This is a genomic window from Terrihalobacillus insolitus (assembly GCF_028416575.1).
In the GTDB taxonomy this organism is placed as follows: domain Bacteria; phylum Bacillota; class Bacilli; order Bacillales; family Amphibacillaceae; genus Terrihalobacillus; species Terrihalobacillus insolitus.
Genome location: NZ_JAMQKB010000002.1, coordinates 38,744 through 62,746, shown reverse-complemented (window position 1 = coordinate 62,746; position 24,003 = coordinate 38,744). Strand labels below are relative to the sequence as shown.

At 37.6% G+C, this 24,003-nt stretch carries 21 protein-coding genes; all 21 read left to right on the top strand.

The features are described 5' to 3' along the window. Positions 1–6 precede the first annotated feature (6 nt). The 21 genes from NC797_RS03465 (at position 7) to NC797_RS03365 (ending at position 23,927) form a co-directional block, all read left to right on the top strand. A complete protein-coding gene (locus NC797_RS03465; RefSeq protein ID WP_272435297.1) occupies positions 7–675 on the top strand; it encodes a flagellar biosynthetic protein FliO in 669 nt (222 codons plus the stop codon). Next, entirely contained in the window at positions 668–1,333 is a 666-nt protein-coding gene (gene fliP / locus NC797_RS03460; RefSeq protein ID WP_272435295.1) for a flagellar type III secretion system pore protein FliP, read from the top strand. Before NC797_RS03465 ends, fliP begins: the two co-directional genes overlap by 8 nt. Positions 1,334–1,361: 28 nt before the next feature. Next, on the top strand, positions 1,362–1,631 hold the full coding sequence (gene fliQ / locus NC797_RS03455) for a flagellar biosynthesis protein FliQ (protein WP_272435293.1): 270 nt from the start codon (positions 1,362–1,364) through the stop codon (positions 1,629–1,631). Between the two features lie 3 nt (positions 1,632–1,634). Beyond that, positions 1,635–2,414, top strand: a complete 780-nt coding sequence (gene fliR / locus NC797_RS03450; RefSeq protein WP_272435291.1) for a flagellar biosynthetic protein FliR — start codon at positions 1,635–1,637, stop codon at positions 2,412–2,414. A 2-nt stretch (positions 2,415–2,416) separates the two neighbouring features. After that, the gene (gene flhB, locus NC797_RS03445) at positions 2,417–3,496 is read left to right on the top strand and encodes a flagellar biosynthesis protein FlhB (RefSeq protein WP_272435290.1); all 1,080 of its coding nucleotides are present in this window, start codon (positions 2,417–2,419) and stop codon (positions 3,494–3,496) included. Positions 3,497–3,526: 30 nt separating this feature from the next. Beyond that, positions 3,527–5,563, top strand: coding sequence for a flagellar biosynthesis protein FlhA (gene flhA, locus NC797_RS03440; protein WP_272435289.1), 2,037 nt, complete (start codon positions 3,527–3,529; stop codon positions 5,561–5,563). Next, on the top strand, positions 5,560–6,681 hold the full coding sequence (flhF, locus tag NC797_RS03435) for a flagellar biosynthesis protein FlhF (protein WP_272435288.1): 1,122 nt from the start codon (positions 5,560–5,562) through the stop codon (positions 6,679–6,681). The genes flhA and flhF overlap by 4 nt, the downstream gene beginning before the upstream one ends. Then, a complete protein-coding gene (locus NC797_RS03430; RefSeq protein ID WP_272435287.1) occupies positions 6,674–7,543 on the top strand; it encodes a MinD/ParA family protein in 870 nt (289 codons plus the stop codon). The genes flhF and NC797_RS03430 overlap by 8 nt, the downstream gene beginning before the upstream one ends. A 42-nt stretch (positions 7,544–7,585) precedes the next feature. Beyond that, the gene (locus tag NC797_RS03425) at positions 7,586–8,728 is read left to right on the top strand and encodes a chemotaxis protein CheA (RefSeq protein ID WP_272435285.1); all 1,143 of its coding nucleotides are present in this window, start codon (positions 7,586–7,588) and stop codon (positions 8,726–8,728) included. 76 nt (positions 8,729–8,804) lie between these two features. Beyond that, positions 8,805–9,578 carry a FliA/WhiG family RNA polymerase sigma factor gene (locus NC797_RS03420; RefSeq protein ID WP_334313196.1) on the top strand — a complete coding sequence of 258 codons (774 nt, stop codon included), beginning with the start codon at positions 8,805–8,807 and terminating at the stop codon, positions 9,576–9,578. A gap of 229 nt (positions 9,579–9,807) precedes the next feature. Then, complete coding sequence (locus tag NC797_RS03415; RefSeq protein ID WP_272435284.1) at positions 9,808–10,275, top strand: DUF6115 domain-containing protein; 468 nt, start codon at positions 9,808–9,810, stop codon at positions 10,273–10,275. A gap of 154 nt (positions 10,276–10,429) precedes the next feature. Continuing rightward, on the top strand, positions 10,430–11,182 hold the full coding sequence (gene rpsB, locus NC797_RS03410; protein WP_272435283.1) for a 30S ribosomal protein S2: 753 nt from the start codon (positions 10,430–10,432) through the stop codon (positions 11,180–11,182). A gap of 92 nt (positions 11,183–11,274) precedes the next feature. Then, positions 11,275–12,159, top strand: coding sequence for a translation elongation factor Ts (tsf, locus tag NC797_RS03405; RefSeq protein ID WP_272435282.1), 885 nt, complete (start codon positions 11,275–11,277; stop codon positions 12,157–12,159). Positions 12,160–12,260: 101 nt separating this feature from the next. Further along, positions 12,261–12,983, top strand: a complete 723-nt coding sequence (pyrH, locus tag NC797_RS03400; RefSeq protein ID WP_272435281.1) for a UMP kinase — start codon at positions 12,261–12,263, stop codon at positions 12,981–12,983. 4 nt (positions 12,984–12,987) lie between these two features. Beyond that, positions 12,988–13,545 (top strand): ribosome recycling factor, encoded by a 558-nt coding sequence (frr, locus tag NC797_RS03395; protein ID WP_272435280.1) that lies wholly within the window; start codon positions 12,988–12,990, stop codon positions 13,543–13,545. Positions 13,546–13,738: 193 nt separating this feature from the next. Beyond that, on the top strand, positions 13,739–14,506 hold the full coding sequence (locus NC797_RS03390) for an isoprenyl transferase (protein ID WP_272435278.1): 768 nt from the start codon (positions 13,739–13,741) through the stop codon (positions 14,504–14,506). A gap of 14 nt (positions 14,507–14,520) precedes the next feature. After that, positions 14,521–15,312 (top strand): phosphatidate cytidylyltransferase, encoded by a 792-nt coding sequence (locus NC797_RS03385; protein ID WP_272435277.1) that lies wholly within the window; start codon positions 14,521–14,523, stop codon positions 15,310–15,312. Positions 15,313–15,333: 21 nt separating this feature from the next. Continuing rightward, complete coding sequence (gene dxr / locus NC797_RS03380; protein WP_272435276.1) at positions 15,334–16,473, top strand: 1-deoxy-D-xylulose-5-phosphate reductoisomerase; 1,140 nt, start codon at positions 15,334–15,336, stop codon at positions 16,471–16,473. Positions 16,474–16,488: 15 nt separating this feature from the next. Continuing rightward, positions 16,489–17,745, top strand: a complete 1,257-nt coding sequence (gene rseP / locus NC797_RS03375; RefSeq protein WP_272435275.1) for an RIP metalloprotease RseP — start codon at positions 16,489–16,491, stop codon at positions 17,743–17,745. Between the two features lie 61 nt (positions 17,746–17,806). Beyond that, positions 17,807–19,510: a proline--tRNA ligase gene (locus tag NC797_RS03370; protein ID WP_272435274.1), complete on the top strand. Its 1,704-nt coding sequence runs from the start codon at positions 17,807–17,809 to the stop codon at positions 19,508–19,510. Between the two features lie 124 nt (positions 19,511–19,634). Further along, positions 19,635–23,927, top strand: a complete 4,293-nt coding sequence (locus NC797_RS03365) for a PolC-type DNA polymerase III (protein WP_272435273.1) — start codon at positions 19,635–19,637, stop codon at positions 23,925–23,927. Positions 23,928–24,003: the final 76 nt, after the last annotated feature.

Here is a 24,003-nt window from a genome sequence, read left to right as displayed (position 1 = left end):
ATTAATATGAAAAAATTAGTATGGGCTATCTTATGTACTATTTTGGTGATTGGAATTCTTTCCCCAGATCAAGTTGAGGGGGCACCAAAAAACGCAAAGCAATGTATTGAACAAGATGCGAATTGTCCCGAGTTGGACCAGAGCTCTACTAATGAAACAGATAGTAGTCCTTTATTTAATGATAACCAATCGGAATCGAATTCTTCTTTATTTTTGGATATAGTCAAACTTTTTCTTGCACTTATTCTTGTGTTGGCACTCATCTATTTCTTATTAAAATTTATGAACAGTAAAAACAAAGCATTTCATAAGGTTCGTACTTTGGAGAACTTAGGGGGCGTTGGACTTGGCCCAAACAAATCGATTCAAATCGTCCGGATTGGGGATAGGGTTTTTGTCATTGGAGTTGGTGAAAATGTAGAAATGCTGTCAGAAATCACAGACGAAAGTACAAAAGACGCACTAGTAAATCAAAATGATGTGGACACCCTCCGACCAATGAATGTATTTTCATCGTTGCTTTCATCAAGTAAAAGTGGTGCGGGTAAAAACGGAAATAAAGCCGATCAAGATGGATTTCAACAATTGTTAAGAAATGAATTAAGTCGGTTGAAAACAGGTAGAAGGAAAATAATGGATCAACATAAAGACAAGGATGACGATACGAATGGATGAATTTGTGAATATTTTTTCAAGCTCTGATCCGCAAAATGTATCAACATCTGTAAAGCTATTGTTATTGTTGACCGTTTTTTCACTTGCGCCAAGCATTTTAATTCTGATGACAAGTTTTACTCGAATTATCATTGTTCTATCCTTTGTTCGAACATCACTTGCAACACAACAAATGCCGCCAAATCAAGTATTAATAGGGATTGCACTATTTTTAACCTTTTTTGTGATGGCACCTACTTTTCAACAAATCAATGAAGAAGCGCTTGAGCCGTTATTTAGTGAAGAAATTACATTAGATGAAGCATACACTCGAGCCACTGTTCCAATAAAAGATTTCATGGCGGAATATACGAGGCAAAAGGATTTAGCACTATTTATGAATTATGCGCAAATAGAAAAACCAGAAACAGTGCAGGACATACCATTGACGACCCTTATACCCGCGTTTGCGATAAGCGAATTAAAAACGGCGTTTCAAATGGGTTTTATGATATTTGTACCATTCCTAGTTATTGATATGGCGGTTGCAAGTGTACTAATGTCAATGGGGATGTTAATGCTGCCGCCAGTAATGATTTCGTTACCGTTTAAAATACTTTTGTTCATACTAGTTGATGGGTGGTATTTAATAACATACTCCCTTCTCCAAGGCTTTTAAGAGGTTGTTCAAAAAAGGGGGGCATGTGATGAGTAGTGAATTTGTCGTTTCTCTTGCAAAAAATGGGATATATACGATTTTGTTGGTTACAGGGCCTTTATTAATCCTGGCTCTTGGTGTCGGATTACTTGTAAGTATTTTTCAAGCTACAACTCAAATTCAAGAGCAAACACTTGCTTTTATCCCGAAGATCGTCGCCGTTTTAGTCGGACTTGTTTTTTTTGGGCCTTGGATGTTGTCGAAAATGGTTGAATTCACGGCAACAATATTTAAAAATTTAACGATGTTTGTAGGGTAAACAATGATTAGTTTGATTCCATTAGAAAGTGTACCAGCATTTCTATTAATTTTAGTTCGAGTTACATCCTTTTTTGTTACGGTACCTATATTTTCGTATCGAAATATACCGAGTTTTTTCAAAATTGGATTTGGATTTTTTTTAGCGTGGATGATGTATTATACGATTGATATCCCTGTTATTCCATTGGATGAGATATTCCTTTTATTACTACTAAAAGAAGCTGCAGTTGGATTATTAATTGGACTTATTGCTTTTATTATTTTATCTGCTATCCAAATTGCAGGAGGATTCATCGATTACCAAATGGGGTTTGCGATCGCGAATGTCATCGATCCACAAACAGGTGCGCAAAGTCCTTTAATGGGTCAATATCTTTATACCATTGCTTTGTTATTTTTATTGGCTGTGAATGCACATTATCTATTAATTGATGGTATTTTCTACAGCTATCAATTTATCGAAATAGATCGTTTCGTTCCATTTGAGAATGAATCCATTGTTACGTTCGTAATGAGTACTTTTAATAAAATGTTTGTTATCGCATTTCAAATGGCCATCCCTGTTGTTGGAAGTTTATTTTTAGTTGACGTGGCATTGGGAATCATTGCAAGAACGGTTCCACAGTTAAACGTATTTGTAGTGGGACTTCCACTGAAAATTTTAGTTGGCTTTGTCATACTATTCGTTTCAATGGCTATTTACATTATGTTAGTAAGAAATTTGTTCGACCTGTTGCTTCAAACGATGCGAGGACTTATGCAGCTATTTGGGGGTGTGTAAAGATGGAATTAACATTAGATCTGCAATTTTTTGCAGGAGAAAAAACTGAAAAAGCGACCCCCAAAAAAAGACAGGACTCTCGGAAAAAAGGACAGGTTGCCAAAAGCCAAGATGTTAACACAGCTATTATGCTGTTATTGATATTCTTTTTATTCCTTTTTGTTGGTGACTATATGAAAAATGTGATGACCAGCATGTTTACACTGTCCTTTACAGAATATATTCAATGGGAAGTAACAGAACAAAGTGTCAGCCAAATTTTTTTTGAGTCAACCTTGGAGATGAGTAAAGCAGTCGCACCGATAATGGGTGTTGCCATAGTAGCTGGATTACTATCGAACTTAACGCAAATTGGGTTTTTGTATACAACAGAGACGTTGAAATTTGACTTAAAAAAAATAGATCCGATTCAAGGAGCGAAAAAGATATTTTCTGCCAGAGCACTTGTTGAGCTCGTTAAATCTCTTTTAAAGATCGTCTTTATTGGTACCGTCACATTTTCGGTCCTCTGGTTCAATAAAGACGAAATGATGATGACGTCTGGAAAAGATGTTGAAAGCTCGCTAGCTTTTTTCGGTAATACAACTGTAGTAATGGGAATTATGGCCTCGATTGTCCTTTTACTATTATCTGCTATCGATTTTGTTTATCAAAAATATGATTACGAAAAAAATATTCGAATGTCAAAGAATGATATTAAGGACGAGAATAAAAACATTGAAGGGGATCCGTTAATTAAATCAAAAATAAAAGAAAAACAACGTCAAATGGCAATGAGAAGAATGATGAGTGAAGTTCCAAAGGCTGATGTCATTATTACCAACCCAACCCATTATGCCATTGCAATTAAGTACGATGAACAAAAAGCAGATGCCCCATATGTTGTCGCTAAAGGTGTAGATCATATTGCATTTAAGATAAAAGAAATAGCGAAGGCCCACCAAGTGTCCATGGTTGAAAATCGTCCATTGGCTAGATCGATGTACGATCAAGTAGAAATTGGAGATGTTATTGGGGAAGAATTTTTTCAAGCTGTTGCAGAAATATTAGCGTACGTTTATCAGTTGAAAAAGAAAGTGTAGAGGGTACAACCTCTTTAAGGAGAGAAAGATATGGCTGTTCGTGACCTATCCGTATTATTGGGTGTCATTTTAATCATTGTGATGCTTGTTGTTCCATTACCGGGATGGCTTTTAAGTATCTTCATTTTACTAAATATTACATTAGCCCTCCTAGTTATTTTGGTGGCAATGAACATGCAGGAAGCATTGCAATTTTCAATCTTTCCTTCCTTGTTACTGCTTCTTACCCTGTTTCGTCTAGGCTTAAATGTATCAACTACCCGTTCGATTTTGTCTGAAGCAAATGCAGGGGGTGTGGTTGAAACGTTTGGTACCTTTGTTATAGGAGACAATCCACTAGTTGGATTTGTTGTTTTTGTAATTCTAGTTATTATACAATTTCTTGTTATTACCAAGGGTGCAGAACGTGTATCTGAAGTAGCTGCGCGGTTCACGTTAGATGCAATGCCAGGGAAGCAAATGAGTATTGATGCGGATTTAAATGCAGGGTTGATTTCCGAACAACAAGCAAAGGAAAGAAGAGAAAAAGTTGAACACGAGGCAGATTTTTATGGAGCAATGGACGGTGCGAGTAAGTTTGTCAAAGGGGATGCCATTGCCGGTATTGTAATCGTATTGATCAATATTGTTTTTGGGCTAATAATTGGGATGGTTCAGTTAGGAATGGGCTTTACAGAGGCAATAAATACATATATGCGGTTAACGGTTGGTGATGGTTTGGTAAGCCAAATTCCTGCATTGTTAATCGCAACTGCTACAGGTATTGTTGTCACTAGAGTTGCGTCTACAGGGAACTTAGGAACAGACGTAACAAATCAACTGTTGCGCTATCCAAAGTTACTCTATATTGCTGCTGGAACCATTTTTTTACTAGGCTTAACCCCGATTAATTTTTTCTTAACGAGTGCGATTGCATTGTTTCTCGGGTTTGGAGGGTATTGGTTATTAAGGACAGAAAGACTCCAAGAGCCGCCAAGTGAAGAAGAACAGGCAGAGGCTGAAAGTGAGAGTATGAAATCCCCGGAAAATGTTACGAGCTTACTCAGTTTAGACCCGATTGAATTTGAATTCGGCTATGCACTTATCCCACTTGCCGACGCTGCACAAGGAGGAGATTTGTTAGATCGGGTTGTAATGATTCGCCGACAGCTAGCCATTGAACTAGGAATTGTTATCCCAGTAGTTCGGATTAGAGACAACATACAGTTGAACCCTAACGAGTATCGACTTAAAATAAAGGGAAATGAGGTTGCCAATGGAGAAGTTCTTCTAGATCATTACCTTGCTATGAGTCCTGGGGTAGAAGATGAAGACGATTTGGAGGGAATAACAACGAAAGAGCCAGCTTTTGGACTCCCAGCAAAGTGGATTAGCGAAGACGTCAAAGACGATGCAGAGTTACTAGGTTATACTGTTGTGGATCCTCCATCTGTTGTGTCGACACATATTACGGAAGTGATAAAGCAGCAAGCTCATTTATTGTTAGGGCGTCAAGAAACCAAGCAGTTAGTAGATCATTTAAAAGAAACATATCCAATACTTGTAGAGGAAGTCGTTCCAGATCCGCTTTCTATCGGGGATGTTCAGAAGGTTTTGTCTAAGCTACTAAGGGAAAACATTTCGATCCGTAATTTGCCAGTAATCTTTGAAACATTAGCTGATTTTGGAAAAATGACCAATGATACCGAGCTGTTAACAGAGTATGTCAGGCAATCGCTTGCAACGCAAATTAGTAAACAGTATGTTGCAGAAGGAAGCCTGATCAGAGTAATTACCATTGCTTCCGATGTAGAAAAGTTAATTGCCGATCAAATTCAACAAACGGAACACGGCAACTATTTATCGTTAGATCCAAGCACCCAACAAACCATTATTCGTTCTGTAAGTGAAAAGCTGGAACAAGTATCGATTCAAGAAGAAACACCGATTATTTTGTGTTCACCAGCAATTCGAATGTATGTGAAACAATTGTTAGACCGTTTTATGCCTCAAGTTGTCGTACTGTCATACAATGAACTTAGTCCTGATATTGAGGTTCAAAGCATAGGGGTGGTGAATGTTGCATGAAAGTAAAAAAAATAGTTGCACCGACAATGACTGAAGCAATGAAACGAGTACGGAAGGAATTCGGGGCGGATGCGGTCATTTTAAATTCTAAAGAAATAGTGGAAGGCGGATTTCTAGGATTTTTTAAAAAGCGAAATATCCAACTTATTGCTGCGATGGATCCCCAGCCAAAGAGAACAGAAACGACAAATACGATTCAGAAGGTTTCCAAGCCAACAAAAGCTTCACAAGCCGTATTAAACGAAAATAATGGGGATGTTGTTAGGGAAATTAGAGAGCTTAAAAAATGGATAGAAAAACATACCATTCAACAAAATGTGATTCAATATGGTGATTTTGATACGATCTTTAAATTTTTGCTTGAGCAAGAAGTGAATCCGGAAATTGCGGGAAAAATAACGAAAAATGTGATGCAAGAAACGCTTAAACATGGGCAAGACTCGGAATCGCAAATGAGAACTGCATTAAAACAGGAAATAAAGAAGCAGCTTGCAAATTGTACTTTCGGCGGAATTCGCTATGATAAAAAATTTGTTCACTTAGTTGGTCCGACAGGGGTTGGAAAAACAACAACAATAGCTAAAATAGCAGCGGAAAGTGTATTGAAGGATAAGAAGAAAGTAGCTTTTATTACAACAGACACATACCGAATTGCTGCTATTGATCAATTGAAAACATATGCAAAAATATTAGATGTTCCGATCGAAATTGCATATAATCTAGAAGACTATCGAAATGCAAAGCAAAGGTTTAAAGACTATGATCTAGTATTAGTAGATACAGCGGGTAGAAATTTTAGGGATCCATTGTACGTAGAAGAACTTCGGAATATGTTTGATTTTGACAAAGAATTCGAAACATATCTTGTTTTATCACTTACGACGAAGCAATCAGATCTTGAAAACATATACTCTCAATTTCACAACATTCCAATCGGACAACTCATTTTCACAAAAAGTGATGAAACCTCTCAGTATGGATCCATATTAAATTTATGTATTTCCCATCAGGTCGGTATTTCCTATATAACAAATGGTCAAGACGTACCAGATGATATTAAAGAGATTCGAGTTGATTCCCTTAGTGAAATGTTAGTTGGTGACTATCAGCATGAATGATCAAGCCAAGAATTTGCGTAAAAAAATTGAGTCGCTTCGCACTATTGGACAAGCTAAAACGATAGCGGTTGTAAGTGGAAAAGGAGGAGTGGGGAAGTCTAACTTTGCATTAAATTTTTCCCTCTGTTTAGCCAACCACAATAAAAGGGTTTTGCTATTTGACCTAGATATAGGTATGGGGAATATTGATATTTTACTTGGATTAACCGCATCAAATTCGATCGTAAACATGTTTGATGAACAACTGACGATTCAGGACATTGTAGAAACAGGGCCAAATAGCCTTTCCTATATTGCTGGCGGGTCGGGTTTAACCGACATATTTACGATGGATGAAACCAAATTCGATTATTTTTTGCATCAGTTGAACCATTTGTTAAATGATTACGATTTTATCATTTTTGATATGGGTGCAGGAATAACAGAAGCAAGCAGTTATTACATGCTTGCGGTAGATGAGTGTATCGTTATTACAACACCAGAGCCAACTTCAATGACAGATGCCTACGCTATGATTAAACATGCCTCAAGGAAAAGCCCGTTTTTACCTATGTATCTTATTGTTAATAGAAGTTTAAATAGGAGAATCGGCGAACAGACAATGGAAAGATTGCAGCATGTTGTTCGTAGTTTTTTAGAAAAGGAACTTATTCCTTTAGGTATCTTACCTGAAGACAAAATTGTGTTACAAGCGGTTACGAGTCAAGTTCCCTTTTTGTTGTTCCGTCCAAAAGCAGATATTACGATTACAATGACTCAAATCGTTCAACAATATCTTGACCAGAACGTCAATCGTTCGTCATCCAAAAAACCACCATTTGCTTTCGTCACGAAACTGAAACATTTTTTTAGAGAACGATAGAGAATCTAATAGAGGAAGTTCAAAAAGTTAGGTGATACATCAATGGAAACAAGCCAATATTTAGATGTGTTTATTGAAGAAAGCAAAGAGCATCTTCAAACATTTATTAGCCAACTACTAAAATTAGACAAAAACCCTTCTAATCAAGATGCGATAAATGAAATGTTTCGATCTGTACACACAATGAAGGGAATGTCCGCGACATTGAAATTACAGGACATGACAAATGCAACCCATAAAATAGAAGATATGTTGGAGGCAGTTCGAAATAAGAGATTAATCGTTGATTCAAGCGTGTTAGATGTCTTATTTGAAGCGGTTGACCAATTAGAAGCAATGCTCATAGATGTTAGTGAAGATGCAAGTAGGCAGCGTGAGATTAGAAAAGAAACAGTCGTAAAACTTCAAAAGCCATTAAAAACAAAGAAAAGAAACAGCACCACTGTTCGAGTAAGCATGGATCAATTAGATGCATTAACGAACCTGTTCGAGGAACTAGTCGTTGATCGTGACAGACTTGATTTACTAGCTCATGACTTGAAACATAGCAATTTACAAGAAACGGTCAATAGTATGACAAAAATTACAGATGAAATCAAATCGATCATGCTTAACATGAAAATGGTTCCAATCGATTATGTGTTTAATCGTTTTCCTAGAATGGTTCGTCAGCTTTCCCGTCAATTAAACAAACAAATAAAGTTAGATATTATCGGTGGGGAAACAGAAATAGAAAGGTCGATTGTGGATGAACTCAGTGATTTGCTTGTTCATTTAATCAGAAATGCTGTTGACCATGGAATAGAAATGCCTGATATACGTGCTGAAAAAGGAAAACCTGATGAAGGTGTTATTCAATTAAAAGCCTATCACAGTGAAAACTATGTATGCATTGAAATATCAGATGATGGTTCTGGTATGGATAAAAAAAGGGTTACAGAAAAGGCAATTGCTAATGGATTGTTAACGAAGGAACAAGCTGATACTTTATCAGATCATCAAATGATTGCTCTTGTAATGGAGAGTGGATTTTCAACTGCTAGCGAGCTTTCAGATGTGTCAGGAAGAGGCGTTGGAATGGATGTAGTGAAAAACAAAGTAGAAATACTTGACGGTTCCCTCTTATTTGAAACAAAGTTGGATCAAGGAACTCGTTTTGTAATTCAGCTTCCACAGTCGTTGTAGTCCCTATAAATGATAATGGTAGTTGAACAAGAGCAGCACCAAACTAATCGATTCATTTGGGAAAGGAGTGAATGCTTTGCCACAACAAATGTTTCAACACGAAGAACAGTGTTGGATGAGTTGGACAAAGGATAAAGACCAGGACGCAGCAAATGAATTAATTAATAAATATTTTTATCTCGTTTCATTTCATGTTCAACGCATTTCGATTCATCTCCCTTCCAATGTAAGTAAGGACGACTTGGAGAGTTTTGGCTTGCTAGGCTTGTATGACGCATTAAATAAATACGAACCGAACCGTCAACTTAAATTTGACACCTATGCTTCTTTCCGAGTTCGTGGTGCTATATTGGACGGACTAAGACGGGAAGATTGGTTGCCGAGATCTACGAGAGAAAAGATAAAAAATGTGGATCATGCTTACCAGCAACTCGAACAAGAACTTCAACGAAAACCTACGTCTAAGGAAGTGGCTAAGAGAGTTAATATGACCGAACATGAGGTGGAAGAATCCGTTAAAGATACGTTGTTTTCTAAACTCCTCTCAATTGAAGAAAAGCCAACTCAAAGCGATACAGATTATGTATCAGGGATTGGTTATATGGTGCCAGATGAAAAAGCTATGGAACCAGAACAATTACTTACCCGATCGGAAACACACGAAGAACTGGCGAACGGAATCCATCAATTGAACGAAAAGGAACAATTGGTTATAAGTCTTTTTTATAAGGAAGAGTTGACCTTAACTGAAATCGGTCAAGTAATGGGGTTAACCACTTCAAGAATTTCTCAAATACATCAAAAAGCAATTTATAAATTAAAGGCTGTCATGGAAAAGGTAGGGAATTAATTTTAAAATGGTTTTAGGGTTTTAGACCCCCACCTCTAAGCGAAGCGTAGGTGGGAACTTCCAATCAGGTGGAGTCGAGACTCCATCTGATTCCCCGATGTTTCAGCTTGCTGAAACGAGTTCGCTTCACTAAAAACCAAAAGCACCAACCCACATAGGAAGATGAATAAAAGCATCAATCACCATTATCAGGGAGGAACGGTTGATGTAATTGGATAGAGGGATTCGTATGAGTTCAATTTTTATTTTAGTTAGTTTGTTACTTCATCTGTTTACAATTGTCGGACTCTATTATTTGTATACCAGGCAAAAAAACAGTACTAGTAATCAGTTAAACGAAGAAAAGATGATGAGAGATATAGAAGAAGTTTTCACTGGTTATCTGGAAGAGGTTAAAGCAGAAAACGATAAACTTTTGAATTACTTGACAAGAAAAGGTAATACTACAAGCATGAAACAGGATAATCACAAAGAAAAGGACATTCAATCAGTTGATGAGGATTGGGAAGAAGATCCACCAGAGCTGTATAACCCTCCCATTACAAACGAGTCAAAAGATGTATTAGAACAATCGTTACGCGGAAGGATTTATGCTCTTTATGATCAAGGGAGATCAATAGATACAATTGCGAGAGAGCTTCATTGTGGGAGGACTGAGGTGGAACTAATGCTTAAATTCCACCCTGAAAACGAATAATATACTTGCTTGCTCGATATGGATATGGTATATTAACTTTTGGTGTTAATACACACGCTTGTTAATTTATGTAGGTGTTGCTGGTTGAATATAACGAGTCCTAGCATAAAGATGACGCAAGCGGAGGCTAAAAAACCAATTAGGAGGAAAAAGAATGTCAGTTATTTCAATGAAACAACTACTTGAAGCTGGTGTACACTTTGGTCACCAGACTCGCCGTTGGAATCCGAAAATGAAGAAGTATATCTTCACGGAACGTAACGGAATTTATATCATCGACTTGCAGAAAACAGTTAAAAAGGTTGATGAAGCATATAACTACGTTAAAGAAATTGCTGCTGATGGTGGTACCGTTCTTTTTGTAGGTACTAAAAAACAAGCACAAGAATCTGTCAAAGAAGAAGCAATTCGTTCAGGAATGTACTTCGTTAACCAGCGTTGGTTAGGTGGAACACTTACGAACTTTCAAACAATTCGTAAACGTATCAATCGTTTGAAAGATATTGAACGCATGGAGGAAGATGGTACATTTGAAGTACTACCTAAAAAAGAGGTTGTAGATCTTCTAAAAGAAAAAGAACGACTTGTCAAATTTCTCGGTGGAATAAAAGAAATGACTAAGTTACCAGATGCATTATTTGTAATTGATCCTCGTAAGGAACGAATTGCAATTGCGGAAGCGCATAAATTAAACATTCCGATAATTGGAATTGTTGATACAAACTGTGATCCAGATGAAATCGATTATGTCATCCCTGCAAACGATGATGCGATACGTGCCGTTAAGCTTCTCACTTCTAAAATGGCAGATGCTATACTAGAAGTGAAACAAGGAGAAGTAACGGAAGAAGCGCAAACACAGAACCCAGCTGAAACAAAGGAAGAAGCTGAAGCTGTTACAGAGTAACAAAGGTTTGAGGTGATAAGAGGGGAACCTTTTATCACCTTTTTTCAAGATAAGAATTCTATCTACATATAACTCTCAAGGAGGAAAATAACATGGCAGTTACTGCAAAAATGGTTAAAGAACTACGCGATAAAACTGGTGCAGGTATGATGGACTGTAAAAAGGCATTACAAGAAACGGAAGGAGATATCGACAAAGCAATTGATTTCCTTCGTGAAAAAGGTATTTCAAAAGCACAGAAAAAAGCAGATCGTGTTGCTGCAGAAGGTTCGACATATATCGAAGTCGACGGAAATACAGCAGTATTGTTTGAAGTGAACTGTGAAACAGATTTTGTCACAAAAAATGATCAGTTTAAACAATTACTTGCTGAGTTGGGTAAACACTTAGTAAAGCAACAACCCGAATCTGTAGAAGTAGCGTTAGAGCAAAAGCTGCATGGAGATGGAGAAACCGTTCAGGAATATATTAATTCAAACATCGCGAAAATTGGTGAGAAGCTTTCCTTACGTCGATTTGTTATTCAAGAAAAAGGTGACAATGACGCCTTTGGTGAATACCTTCATATGGGCGGAAGCATCGGTGTTTTAACCGTTTTAGAAGGTAATAATGATCCGCAAACTGCTAAAGATATTGCGATGCACGTAGCTGCAGTGAATCCTCGTTTTATATCTCGTGATGAAGTTTCTTCAGATGAAGTTGATCGTGAGCGTGAAGTGTTAAAAACACAAGCATTAAACGAAGGCAAACCAGAACATATTGTTGAAAAAATGGTAGAAGGTCGCCTTAGTAAATTTTTCGAAGAAGTTTGTTTACTTGAACAGAACTTTGTCAAGGATCCTGACCAAAAGGTAAAGGCTTATGTGAAGAGTAAGGGAGCGTCTGTAAAAAACTTTGTACGATATGAAGTTGGCGAAGGAATGGAAAAGCGTGTTGACAATTTTGCTGAAGAAGTTATGAGTCAAGTGAAGAAATAACACTTAGACTGGAAAACAAGGGAGCACAAAGTGTTCCCTGTTTTCGCATAGACGTTCATTCGTCACCAAGATTAAAAATTACATATTATATGGAGGTAATTATGATAACAGCTCGCTACCGTAGAATTGTGTTAAAATTAAGTGGAGAAGCATTAAGTGGTGAACAAGGATACGGCATTGAGCCAAAGATTATTCAATCCATTGCGGCGCAGGTTAAAGAAGTATCAGAATTAGGTGTGGAAGTAGCAATCGTTGTTGGTGGTGGCAACATTTGGCGTGGAAAAGTAGGTAGCGAGATGGGAATGGACCGTGCCAATGCAGATTACATGGGTATGCTTGCAACTGTCATGAATTCATTAGCTCTACAGGATAGTTTAGAAAATTTCGGTATACCAACAAGGGTACAAACATCCATTGAAATGCGTCAAGTAGCGGAACCGTATATTAGAAGAAAAGCGATTCGCCACCTTGAAAAAAAACGAGTCGTTATTTTTGCCGCAGGAACTGGAAATCCGTATTTTTCAACAGATACCACAGCTGCACTAAGAGCAGCTGAAATTGAAGCAGAAGTCATTTTAATGGCGAAGAACAATGTAGATGGCGTTTATACGGCTGACCCAAAATGGGATCAAGATGCGATAAAATATGAGGAATTAACTTACCTGGATGTATTAAATGAAGGATTAGGGGTACTAGATTCAACAGCTTCTTCACTTTGTATGGATAATGATATTCCATTACTTGTATTTTCTATAAAAGAGAATGGGAATATTAAAAAGGCCGTTTTAGGAGAAAATATAGGAACAGTAATAAGGGGGAAATAAAAAGATGTCACAAACTGTTATAAATGAAACAAGACAAAAAATGTCAAAGGCAGTTCAATCTTTTTCAAAACAATTAGCAACTGTTAGAGCTGGTCGAGCAAATCCGTCCCTATTAAATAGTGTGTATGTAGATTATTATGGTGCTTCCACTCCACTTAATCAATTAGCAACCATTTCAACTCCTGAGGCGAGACTGTTGTTAATTACACCTTTTGATAAATCATCTATTTCAGATGTTGAGAAAGCCATTCAAAAGGCAGATCTAGGACTTTCGCCATCCAGTGATGGGAATGTGATCCGTATTAATATACCGCCACTAACAGAAGAAAGACGCAAGGAATTAGTAAAAGTTGTAGGGAAATACGCGGAGGAAGCGAAAGTAAATGTTCGCAATATTCGACGTGAATCAAATGACCAGTTGAAGAAATTAGAAAAGAACGGTGACCTGACAGAAGACGAGCTGCGCGGTTTTCAAGATGATGTACAGAAAGAAACAGATCACCACATTGGCGAGATTGATCAACATGCAAAGAACAAAGAAAAAGAAATTATGGAAGTTTAAGTTGTAACCATGTAAAATGAGTAAAGATGACCCTCTACTATGAAGAGGGTTTTTCTCATACTACAGGTGATTATTTCCATTTAAATCTAGCACCAGGTCCAAATTTTAAAATAGTATGCTAAAATGAAAATGTAACAAATGATGAAAGAAGAAACACGATAAATTTCCCTTGGCCTGATGGAGGATTATTCTTATGCCAATTAAACTTCCCTTTTTTAAAAAGAATGAACAAGACGATCCATGTCCCCTTTATTTGCAAATGGATAATTTGCCAAAACATGTTGCGATCATTATGGATGGAAATGGCCGCTGGGCGAACAAACGCGGACTCCCTCGAATTGCTGGTCACAAAGAAGGTATGAGTACTGTGAAAAAAATAGTAACAGCTTCGATTAAGTATGAAATAGAAGTATTAACATTATACGCTTTTTCTACAGAAAATTGGAAGCGCCCTAAAAATGAAGTAGAATATTTAATGAAGCTGCCAGTAGAATTTTTAAATACATATTTACCCGAATTAATAGAGAAAAACGTGAAGGTTCAAACAATTGGTGATTTTAAAGGACTTCCATATCATACGAAAGACGCGGTTCAACATGCGAAAGAAGAAACAAAGAACAATAATGGCTTACTTTTGAACTTTGCGTTGAATTATGGCAGTCGGTATGAAATGATATCCGCAGTAAAGCAAATAGTATCAGATATCCATGAAAATAAAATCTCGAATGATGACATTAATGAATCGATGTTTTCAAACTATTTGTTCACCCATAATTTGAAAGACCCTGATTTATTAATACGAACAAGTGGTGAGCAGCGCTTAAGTAATTTTTTGTTATGGCAATCCGCTTATACAGAATTCTGGTTTACAGATGTATTATGGCCAGATTTTAGTGAAGAATTGTTAAAAAAGGCGCTGGCTGATTACCAAACTAGAAAGCGTCGCTATGGCGGAATTTAAGGGGCTGAAAAAGGATGAAAGAAAGAATAATAACAGCTGTGGTTGCAATCCTTCTTTTTCTTCCTATTGTTATATTTGGTGGATGGATATTTAAGCTTTTAATTTATATGATTGCATCAATTGGATTGTACGAGTTGTTAAAAATGAGAAAGACAACGAAGTATTTTATCCCTTCTACGACTGTATTTTTGTTATTATGGTTTTTATTATTTCCATATGATGAATGGTCATGGCTTGAGAACTTTTATTTGGAAAAATCTGAAATTACACTGCTAGCGGTACTGTTATTATTAGCCTATACGGTGTTAGTTAAAAATAGATTTACATTTGAGGATGTAGGGTTCCTTATCCTATCTGCGATTTATGTCGGAATGGGTTTTTATTATTTAATGGAAACGAGAGAAGCAGGACTGATTTATATTGTTTACGCGTTTCTAGTCATTTGGGCAACAGATACGGGAGCCTATTTTTTTGGACGAGCTATTGGAAAGAAAAAGCTATGGCCAAAGATCAGTCCGAATAAAACCGTGGAAGGTGCAATCGGTGGTATTGTACTTGCCTGTATTGTTGCATTAATCCTTCAATTGATCGTTCCTGTTCGTGATTCAACAGTACTGGTTCTCCTCGTTACCATTTTGGTATCTGGATTTGGTCAAATTGGAGATCTCGTGGAATCTGCTTTTAAAAGATACTATGACGTAAAAGATTCAGGCAATCTTTTACCTGGTCACGGTGGTATTTTGGATCGGTTTGATAGCTTAATATTTATTTTTCCATTATTGCATTTTATCCAATTTATCTCATAGGATGGAGTAGGAGTGTGTCATATGAAAAGCATTACCTTATTAGGTGCGACCGGATCAATCGGATTGCAAACGTTGGATGTTATGAGGCAACATCCAGATGAATTTGAGCTGTATGCAATCGCATTTGGCCGAAATATAGAGAAAGCAATAAACATTATCAAAGAATTCAATCCGAAAAAAGTAGTCGTACAAGACGAGATAACAAAAAATAAATTAAACGAGCTGCATACCAATATTTTAGTTGGAAATGATGGTATGGTGGAGATTAGCATTGACTCCAACACGGATATCGTTGTGAATGCGGTTATGGGGAGCGTTGGACTTACTGCAACACTAGAAGCGATTAAAGCAAAAAAGACAATTGCGCTGGCAAATAAAGAAACGCTTGTTACTGCGGGGCACCTTGTTATGCAAGAAGTTAAAAAAAATAACGTGAAAATGATACCAATTGATAGTGAGCATTCAGCAATTTTTCAAAGTTTAAATGGTGAAAATCGACAGGATATGAATCGTTTAATCGTAACCGCATCTGGTGGTAGCTTCCGTGACGTTAAAAGAGACGAGCTTCAATCCGTTACAGTAGAAGACGCACTCCAACATCCAAATTGGAATATGGGAGCAAAAATCACCATTGATTCAGCTACCATGATGAACAAAGGACTTGAAGTGATTGAAGCACACTGGTTATTCGACATCCCTTATGAAAAAATTGATGTCATCATGCATAGAGAAAGTGTTATTCACTCCATGGTTGAGTATAATGATAATAGTGTCATAGCACAGCTTGGATCACCTGACATGAGAGTACCTATTCAATATGCACTAACTTATCCCGCTAGACTTGAACTTCCAGTATCAAAAAGGTTAAACTTAATAGAAATAGGGAAGCTACACTTTGAAAATATGGATTTTGAGCGATTCCCCTGTTTAAAAATGGCATACGAAGCAGGAAAAATGGGGGGGTCAATGACGACGGTATTAAACGCAGCCAATGAAATTGCTGTTTCACTGTTTCTGAAGGGACATATTTCGTTTTTAATGATTGAAGACTTTATTGCTCGTGCGCTAGATCAGCACGAAGTAACGAAAGATCCCGATTTAGACACGATATTGACGGTTGATCAACAAACACGGGTACTTGTTAAATCTTTTATAGAATAAAGGAAGGTGCTTCTTTTGACTACGATCATAGCTTTTATTTTCATGTTTGGTCTACTTGTGTTTGTTCATGAGTTAGGACATTTAATTTTTGCAAAGCGTTCAGGAATGCTAGCGAGAGAGTTTGCGATTGGTTTTGGGCCAAAAATCTTCTCGTTTATGTGGGACGAAACAGTATATACGATTCGATTATTACCCGTTGGGGGCTATGTTCGCGTCGCTGGAGAAGACCCTGAAATAATTGAATTAAAGCCAGGTCATCATATCGGATTAGAATTTAATGAGCAGCAAAAAGTGAACAAAATTATTGTGAACAATAAATCTAAGCATTCACATGCACGGGTTATTGAAGTGGAAAAAGCCGATTTAGATCACAGCCTTAAAATTCATGGTTATGAAGTGGATGAAGATGAAAAATTAATCTTTGATGTCGATCCGAAAGCTTTTTTTGTCATGGATGAAAAGGAAACGCAAATTGCTCCTTATGATCGACAGTTCGCCTCCAAAACCATTCCACAACGAGCAATGCAGCTATTTGCAGGGCCGATGATGAATTTTGTTCTAGCGATTTTTGTGTTTTTAATCATAGGCTTGATCCAAGGGGTACCCGCCGAGGAAGCGATAATCGGAGACGTTCAACCAGATAGTGCAGCATTAGAGGCTGGTTTTCAAAAAGGGGATAAAGTCGTTCAGATTGAAGGGGAATCGATTCGCACATGGGAGGAATTTACGAAAATTATCCAAGATAACCCTGAAGAAGAGTTGACGATGCTCATAAATAGAAATGATCAGACACAAGAATTAACGGTAATCCCACAAAAAGTGGAAACACAAGGCACGACTATCGGTCAAATAGGTGTTCAACTAGCACTAGAAAAATCAGTAATAAAAAGCGTACAAAACAGCGTAGTTCAAACATATGAATGGACAAAGTTAATTTTAGTTAACCTCGGTATGCTTGTGACTGGTCAGTTTTCAATTGATATGCTTTCTGGTCCAGTTGGAATTTATGATGCAACAGATCAGTTTGTTCAAAGAGGCTTATATACGTATCTAACTTGGACTGCAGCATTAAGTATTAACCTAGGTATTATTAATTTATTACCGTTGCCTGCATTAGATGGGGGTAGGTTGCTATTTGTAGGAATTGAAGCGGTAAGAGGAAAGCCGATTGACCCACAAAAAGAAGGAGTTGTGCATTTTATAGGTTTTGCACTGCTTATGTTATTGATGATTGTGGTTACATGGAACGACATTCAACGGTTATTTTTATAGAGGTTGTTCAACACGCACTTATAGTATGTCTATGAAAACTTAATATGGAGGTGTAAACAGGATGAAACAAAGTGAAATGCTAGTGCCTACACTAAGAGAAACCCCTGCTGAAGCAGAATTGAAAAGCCACCAATTATTAGTTCGCGCTGGTTTCATCCGGCAGACCGCTTCTGGGGTCTATAGTTTCTTACCACTTGGAAAGCGTGTATTACGAAAAGTGGAGGAAATCGTACGAGAAGAAATGAATCGAGCAGGGGCACATGAAATGTTAATGCCAGCAATGCAACCTGCAGAATTATGGATGGAATCAGGGCGCTGGAATACATTTGGCCCTGAATTAGTACGACTAAATGATCGTCATCAACGTGAATTTGCTCTTGGCGCAACGCACGAAGAAGTGATCACTAGTATTATTCGTGACGAGGTCAAAAGCTATAAAAAGCTTCCACTAATGCTTTACCAAATACAAACGAAATTTCGTGATGAGAAAAGACCACGGTTCGGATTGTTGCGTGGAAGAGAATTTATAATGAAGGATGCGTATTCTTTTCACGATTCTTTTGAAAGCTTAGATGGATCTTATCAAAAAATGTTTGATGCTTATAATAGGATATTTGAACGATGCCATTTAAATTTTAGAGCTGTGATTGCTGACTCGGGGGCGATGGGGGGAAAGGATACACATGAATTCATGGTACTGTCTGATGTTGGGGAAGATACAATCGCATATTCAGATACTTCATCCTATGCAGCAAACATCGAAATGGCACCTGTGATAACTTCCTACCAGAAACCAGAGGAAGCACTTCAACCAATTGAAAAGGTAGCTACTCCGAATCAGAAGACAATGAAAGATGTTGCAGAGTACTTACATCATGCACTTGACAAAGGTCTAAAAGCATTAATGTTTAAAGTCGATGATCAACTAGTGTTGGTCGTTACCCGTGGAGACCATGAAGTGAATGATATAAAATTAAAAAATATTTATAAAGCAAGTACCGTTGAACTGGCAACGGAAGAAGAGACCAAAAGTGCAATTGGTGCTGGATTTGGATCCCTTGGGCCAATTGGAGCCCCTGACACAGTAGATGTGCTTGCAGACAACGCCGTAAAGAATATGGTTAATACAACTTGTGGGGCAAATGAAGATGGGTATCACTTTGTTAACGTCAATCCTGAACGTGATTTTAAGGTGAAGGCATACCATGATCTTCGTTTTATTACAGAAGGAGATGTTTCTCCTGATGGACACGGCATGATTCAGTTCGCAAAAGGAATTGAAGTCGGACATGTATTCAAGTTAGGACGGTTCTATGCTGAAAAAATGAATGCATCTTACCTTGATGATCAAGGTAAAGCAAATACAATGATAATGGGCTGTTATGGAATCGGTGTTTCCCGAACACTTGCAGCAGTTGTGGAACAATACCATGATGATAATGGTATTACGTGGCCGCAAAACATTGCGCCTTTCCAGATCCATTTATTAACGTTAAATGTAAAAAAAGAAGAACAAGTTTCATTGTCAGAACAAATCCATCAAATACTTGAGGATGCTGGGATAGAAGTATTGTACGATGATCGCAAAGAACGAGCAGGAGTGAAATTTGCAGACAGTGATTTGATCGGGATCCCTTATCGGATTTCGGTTGGAAAACGTGCTGACGAAGGATACGTTGAATTTAAAGAAAGAAAGTCAGGGCAACAGGAAGAAGTGCACGTGTCTCATTTATTAGATCGTGTAACAAAAGCATTAGCATTGTAACAACACATTTCCATAAAATGAGTGTGAAAACCCTTGTTATTTCATAATGACAAGGGTTTTCATTGGTAGTAAAATAGATATCGTAATAATTTTTTTCAATTTAGATACGGGGAGGGAGAAATAAATGGATATTTCCCAACATGAAAAAATGCAACTTTTGTTACAGCAGATCGAAATGCCTGAAGAAATGGTATCCAAGTACTTTCATGAAAGCAAGCTTCAAAAACTGGAAGTGTTCAAAATAGAAAAAGCTTGGCACTTTCACATACAGCTTACAAACGTACTGCCACCCGATATTTACCGTATCTTTACGATGAAACTGCAGACAACATTTTCTCATATAGCCAATGTAGATTGGACGATACAGACTTCAAATAAAGCATTACATGATGATGATGTATGTACATATTGGCAAGCATTCATTCAAGAAACAGGACAACTATCTCCAGCCTACCGCGATTTAGTACATGATCAAAAGCCACGAGTAAATGGCAATAAAATTGAGTTAACTGCTAGAAATCAAGCAGAAGCTACCGCTTTAAAAAAGCGATTAGAAAATGCCTTTCAGCTATATTGCAAGAAAATTGGTGCAATGTCTTACATGCTAACGATCGATGTAAAAACGGAAATGGCGGAAATAGAAAAATTCAGGGAACAAAAAGCACTTGAAGACCAGCAATTGGTGCTAAAGACAGTACGTGAAAAAGAAGAGCGGGAAAAGAAACAGGATCAGAATGGCAGTGAAGGTCCTGTTATGATCGGTTATCCAATTCAAGATGAAATACAGCCGATGGAGAACATCCTAGAAGAGGAAAGAAAAGTAACCATCCAAGGGTACGTGTTTGATGTGGATGTAAGAGAGCTCCGTTCTGGAAGACATTTGTTAATTGTAAAGGTTACCGATTACACAGATTCTTTCCATTTGAAAATGTTCTCAAAGGGTGACGAGGATGCAGAAAAGTTTCAGCAATTAAAACAAGGTATGTGGATAAAGGCACGAGGAAGTATTCAGACGGATAACTATACAAGCGAATTAACGATGATGGTACAGGATATCAATGAAATGAAGCCTAAAGAACGTAAAGATACATCCCCAGAAAATGAGAGACGTGTCGAGCTTCATGCGCATACAACAATGAGCCAAATGGATGCAGTTATGTCGGCTTCAAAATTAGTTGAGCAAGCGGCAAAGTGGGGACATCAAGCAGTTGCGATCACCGATCATGCTGTCGTCCAGTCCTTTCCAGAAGCATATGCTGCAGGTGCTAAGCATGGAGTGAAAATAATTTATGGTCTAGAAGCAAACATTGTTGATGATGGTGTCCCTATCGCATATAACGAGCATGACGTTGAATTAGCAAGTGCCACGTACGTCGTTTTTGACGTGGAAACTACTGGTTTATCTGCCGTATACGACACCATAATTGAGCTAGCAGCTGTTAAAATAAAAGATGGTGAAATCGTGGATCGGTTTGAGTCGTTTGCGAATCCACACCAAACCCTTTCCCAAACAACGATCGATTTAACAGGTATCACAGACGACATGGTCAAAGATGCACCTGACATAGGAGACGTTTTGAAAGATTTTCATCAATGGATGGGGGATGCGATCTTAGTAGCACATAACGCTAGTTTTGATATGGGGTTTCTTAATGAAGGGCTAAAACGTATTGAGTATGAAAAAGCCAGCAACCCAGTAATTGACACGCTCGAACTAGCTAGATTCTTGTTTCCAGAGTTAAAAAACCATCGACTAAATACACTTTGTAAATTTCTCGATATAGAACTAACTCAACATCACCGAGCAATTTATGATGCGGAAGCAACAGGGTATCTTATGTGGAAGTTAATCAAGGAATCTACCAAAAATGAAATCTATTATCATAACGAGTTTAATCGCCACATGGGAGAAGGCAAAGCATACCAACGATCTAGGCCATACCACTGCACAATTCTCGCTAAAAATGAAATAGGGTTAAAAAATATGTATAAGCTTGTTTCAATGGCACACATTAACTACTTTTATCGCGTTCCTCGTATTCCAAGGTCTGTCTTACAAAAGTACAGAGAAGGGTTAATAATTGGTTCAGGTTGTGATAAAGGCGAGGTGTTTGAAACGATGATGCAAAAATCAAAGGATGATGCAGAACGGGTAGCAGCATTCTACGATTACATCGAAATACAACCGCCAACGAACTTTTATCACCTAATAGAAAAGGAACTCGTTCATAATGAAGCACATTTATTTGATATTATTAAAAATTTAGTAGAATTGGCAGATAAATTAGGAAAAAAAGCGGTTGCAACAGGGAACACACATTATATTCATTCGCATGAAAAACTGTATCGCCAAATTTTAATCGCATCACAAAGCGGTAATCCGTTAAGTAGACAAACCTTACCAGAAGTGCATTTTAGAACGACAAACGAAATGCTATCAAGCTTTCATTTTTTAGGTGAACAAAAAGCAAAGGAAATAGTAGTTGAAAACACACAGCATATTGCAAATTCCATTGAAGAAATGAAACCTGTCAAGGAAGATTTATACACCCCGAATATCGATGGTGCCGATCAAGAAATTAGAGAGCTGAGCTATGCTCGTGCCCAACGAATTTATGGAGATGATTTACCGGAAATTGTCGAAAAAAGATTAGAAAAAGAATTAGACAGCATTATAAGTAACGGTTTTTCGGTTATTTATTTAATTTCTCATAAACTCGTTAAAAAGTCCTTAACGGATGGGTATTTGGTTGGATCTAGGGGATCTGTTGGTTCATCGCTTATCGCAACAATGACAGAAATAACCGAGGTGAATCCATTACCACCTCATTATGTTTGTCCTAGCTGTCAATACAATGTATTTTTTACAGACGGGTCATATGCAAGTGGTTTTGACTTACCTGATAAAGAATGCCCAACCTGTCACTCTCCATTGAAAAAAGATGGGCAAGATATCCCATTTGAAACATTTCTTGGGTTTAAAGGTGATAAGGTTCCCGACATCGATTTGAACTTTTCAGGTGATTACCAGCCACAGGCGCACAATTACACAAAAGTTTTGTTTGGTGAAGATAATGTATATCGAGCAGGGACGATTGGTACAGTGGCAGAAAAAACGGCATTCGGTTATGTGAAGGGATATGCTAGTGATCATCAACTCCATTATAAAGGAGCTGAGGTTGAACGTCTTGTTCAAGGCTGTACGGGTGTGAAACGTACAACAGGACAGCACCCAGGTGGAATAATTGTTGTTCCAGATGATAAGGAAATATATGATTTCACACCAATCCAATTCCCAGCAGATGATCGGAATTCTGAATGGAAAACGACTCATTTTGATTTCCACTCGATTCATGATAATTTGTTGAAGCTTGATATACTAGGTCACGATGATCCTACCGTTATTCGAATGTTACAAGATTTAAGTGGATTAGACCCGAAAGAAATTCCAATCGATGATCCAGAGGTTATGAAAATATTTTCTGGTACGGAATCTCTTGGTGTTACCTCAGATCAGATCATGTGTAAAACAGGGACACTTGGTGTTCCAGAGTTTGGAACAAAATTCGTTCGCCAAATGTTAGAAGATACAACGCCAAATTCATTTGGTGAGCTCGTCATTATCTCGGGACTATCACACGGAACGGACGTGTGGCTTGGTAATGCCCAGGAGTTGATCAATAACGGTATTTGTAAGCTTCCTGACGTTATCGGTTGTCGTGATGATATTATGGTTTATTTAATGCACAAAGGGTTAGATGCATCCTTGGCCTTTAAGATTATGGAATTTGTAAGAAAAGGAAAGGGATTGCAAGACGAATGGATCGTGGAAATGAAAAAAAACGGTGTTCCAGATTGGTACATTGATTCTTGTAAAAAAATAAAATATATGTTTCCAAAGGCCCATGCTGCAGCCTATGTATTAATGGCCGTTCGTATAGCGTATTTCAAAGTGCATTACCCGATTTTCTTTTATGCGGCTTATTTCAGCGTTCGTGCAGATGATTTTGAACTAGAAACAATGGTAAAAGGATCATCTGCGATCAGGAAGCGAATCGAAGAAATTTTAGCGAAAGGCAATGATGCGTCACCAAAAGAGAAAAATCTTCTTACCGTATTAGAGCTTTCTTTGGAAATGTGTGAAAGAGGGTTTTCATTGCAAAAGGTTGATCTCTATCGTTCAAGTGCAACTGAATTTATTGTTGACGGAAATTCTTTAATTCCACCATTTAATGCTGTTGATGGACTTGGGACGAACGCTGCTTTGAACATTGTAAAAGCAAGAGAAGAAGGGGAGTTCTTATCTAAGGAAGATTTACGAGAAAGAAGTCGTATTTCAAAAACAGTTTTAGAATACCTTGATCAACATGGTTGCTTAGAAGGGATGGCAGATAAAAATCAACTGTCCTTGTTTTAAACCTCTTAAAGAGGAAGTTCAAAAAGTCAACCTCTTAAAACTGGTTCCTTGCAACATTTACTAACATGTGATATAT

What these genes read in the sequence shown, in the direction of transcription:
- NC797_RS03465 (WP_272435297.1), top strand. Translation starts at nt 7, where the DNA reads ATGAAAAAATTAGTATGGGCTATCTTATGTACTATTTTGGTGATTGGA.
- NC797_RS03430 (WP_272435287.1), top strand. Translation starts at nt 6,674, where the DNA reads ATGAATGATCAAGCCAAGAATTTGCGTAAAAAAATTGAGTCGCTTCGC.
- fliP (WP_272435295.1), top strand. Translation starts at nt 668, where the DNA reads ATGGATGAATTTGTGAATATTTTTTCAAGCTCTGATCCGCAAAATGTA.
- NC797_RS03425 (WP_272435285.1), top strand. Translation starts at nt 7,586, where the DNA reads ATGGAAACAAGCCAATATTTAGATGTGTTTATTGAAGAAAGCAAAGAG.
- pyrH (WP_272435281.1), top strand. Translation starts at nt 12,261, where the DNA reads ATGATAACAGCTCGCTACCGTAGAATTGTGTTAAAATTAAGTGGAGAA.
- dxr (WP_272435276.1), top strand. Translation starts at nt 15,334, where the DNA reads ATGAAAAGCATTACCTTATTAGGTGCGACCGGATCAATCGGATTGCAA.
- NC797_RS03390 (WP_272435278.1), top strand. Translation starts at nt 13,739, where the DNA reads ATGCCAATTAAACTTCCCTTTTTTAAAAAGAATGAACAAGACGATCCA.
- tsf (WP_272435282.1), top strand. Translation starts at nt 11,275, where the DNA reads ATGGCAGTTACTGCAAAAATGGTTAAAGAACTACGCGATAAAACTGGT.
- rpsB (WP_272435283.1), top strand. Translation starts at nt 10,430, where the DNA reads ATGTCAGTTATTTCAATGAAACAACTACTTGAAGCTGGTGTACACTTT.
- flhA (WP_272435289.1), top strand. Translation starts at nt 3,527, where the DNA reads ATGGCTGTTCGTGACCTATCCGTATTATTGGGTGTCATTTTAATCATT.
- NC797_RS03385 (WP_272435277.1), top strand. Translation starts at nt 14,521, where the DNA reads ATGAAAGAAAGAATAATAACAGCTGTGGTTGCAATCCTTCTTTTTCTT.
- NC797_RS03370 (WP_272435274.1), top strand. Translation starts at nt 17,807, where the DNA reads ATGAAACAAAGTGAAATGCTAGTGCCTACACTAAGAGAAACCCCTGCT.
- NC797_RS03415 (WP_272435284.1), top strand. Translation starts at nt 9,808, where the DNA reads ATGAGTTCAATTTTTATTTTAGTTAGTTTGTTACTTCATCTGTTTACA.
- frr (WP_272435280.1), top strand. Translation starts at nt 12,988, where the DNA reads ATGTCACAAACTGTTATAAATGAAACAAGACAAAAAATGTCAAAGGCA.
- fliR (WP_272435291.1), top strand. Translation starts at nt 1,635, where the DNA reads ATGATTAGTTTGATTCCATTAGAAAGTGTACCAGCATTTCTATTAATT.
- flhB (WP_272435290.1), top strand. Translation starts at nt 2,417, where the DNA reads ATGGAATTAACATTAGATCTGCAATTTTTTGCAGGAGAAAAAACTGAA.
- NC797_RS03365 (WP_272435273.1), top strand. Translation starts at nt 19,635, where the DNA reads ATGGATATTTCCCAACATGAAAAAATGCAACTTTTGTTACAGCAGATC.
- fliQ (WP_272435293.1), top strand. Translation starts at nt 1,362, where the DNA reads ATGAGTAGTGAATTTGTCGTTTCTCTTGCAAAAAATGGGATATATACG.
- flhF (WP_272435288.1), top strand. Translation starts at nt 5,560, where the DNA reads ATGAAAGTAAAAAAAATAGTTGCACCGACAATGACTGAAGCAATGAAA.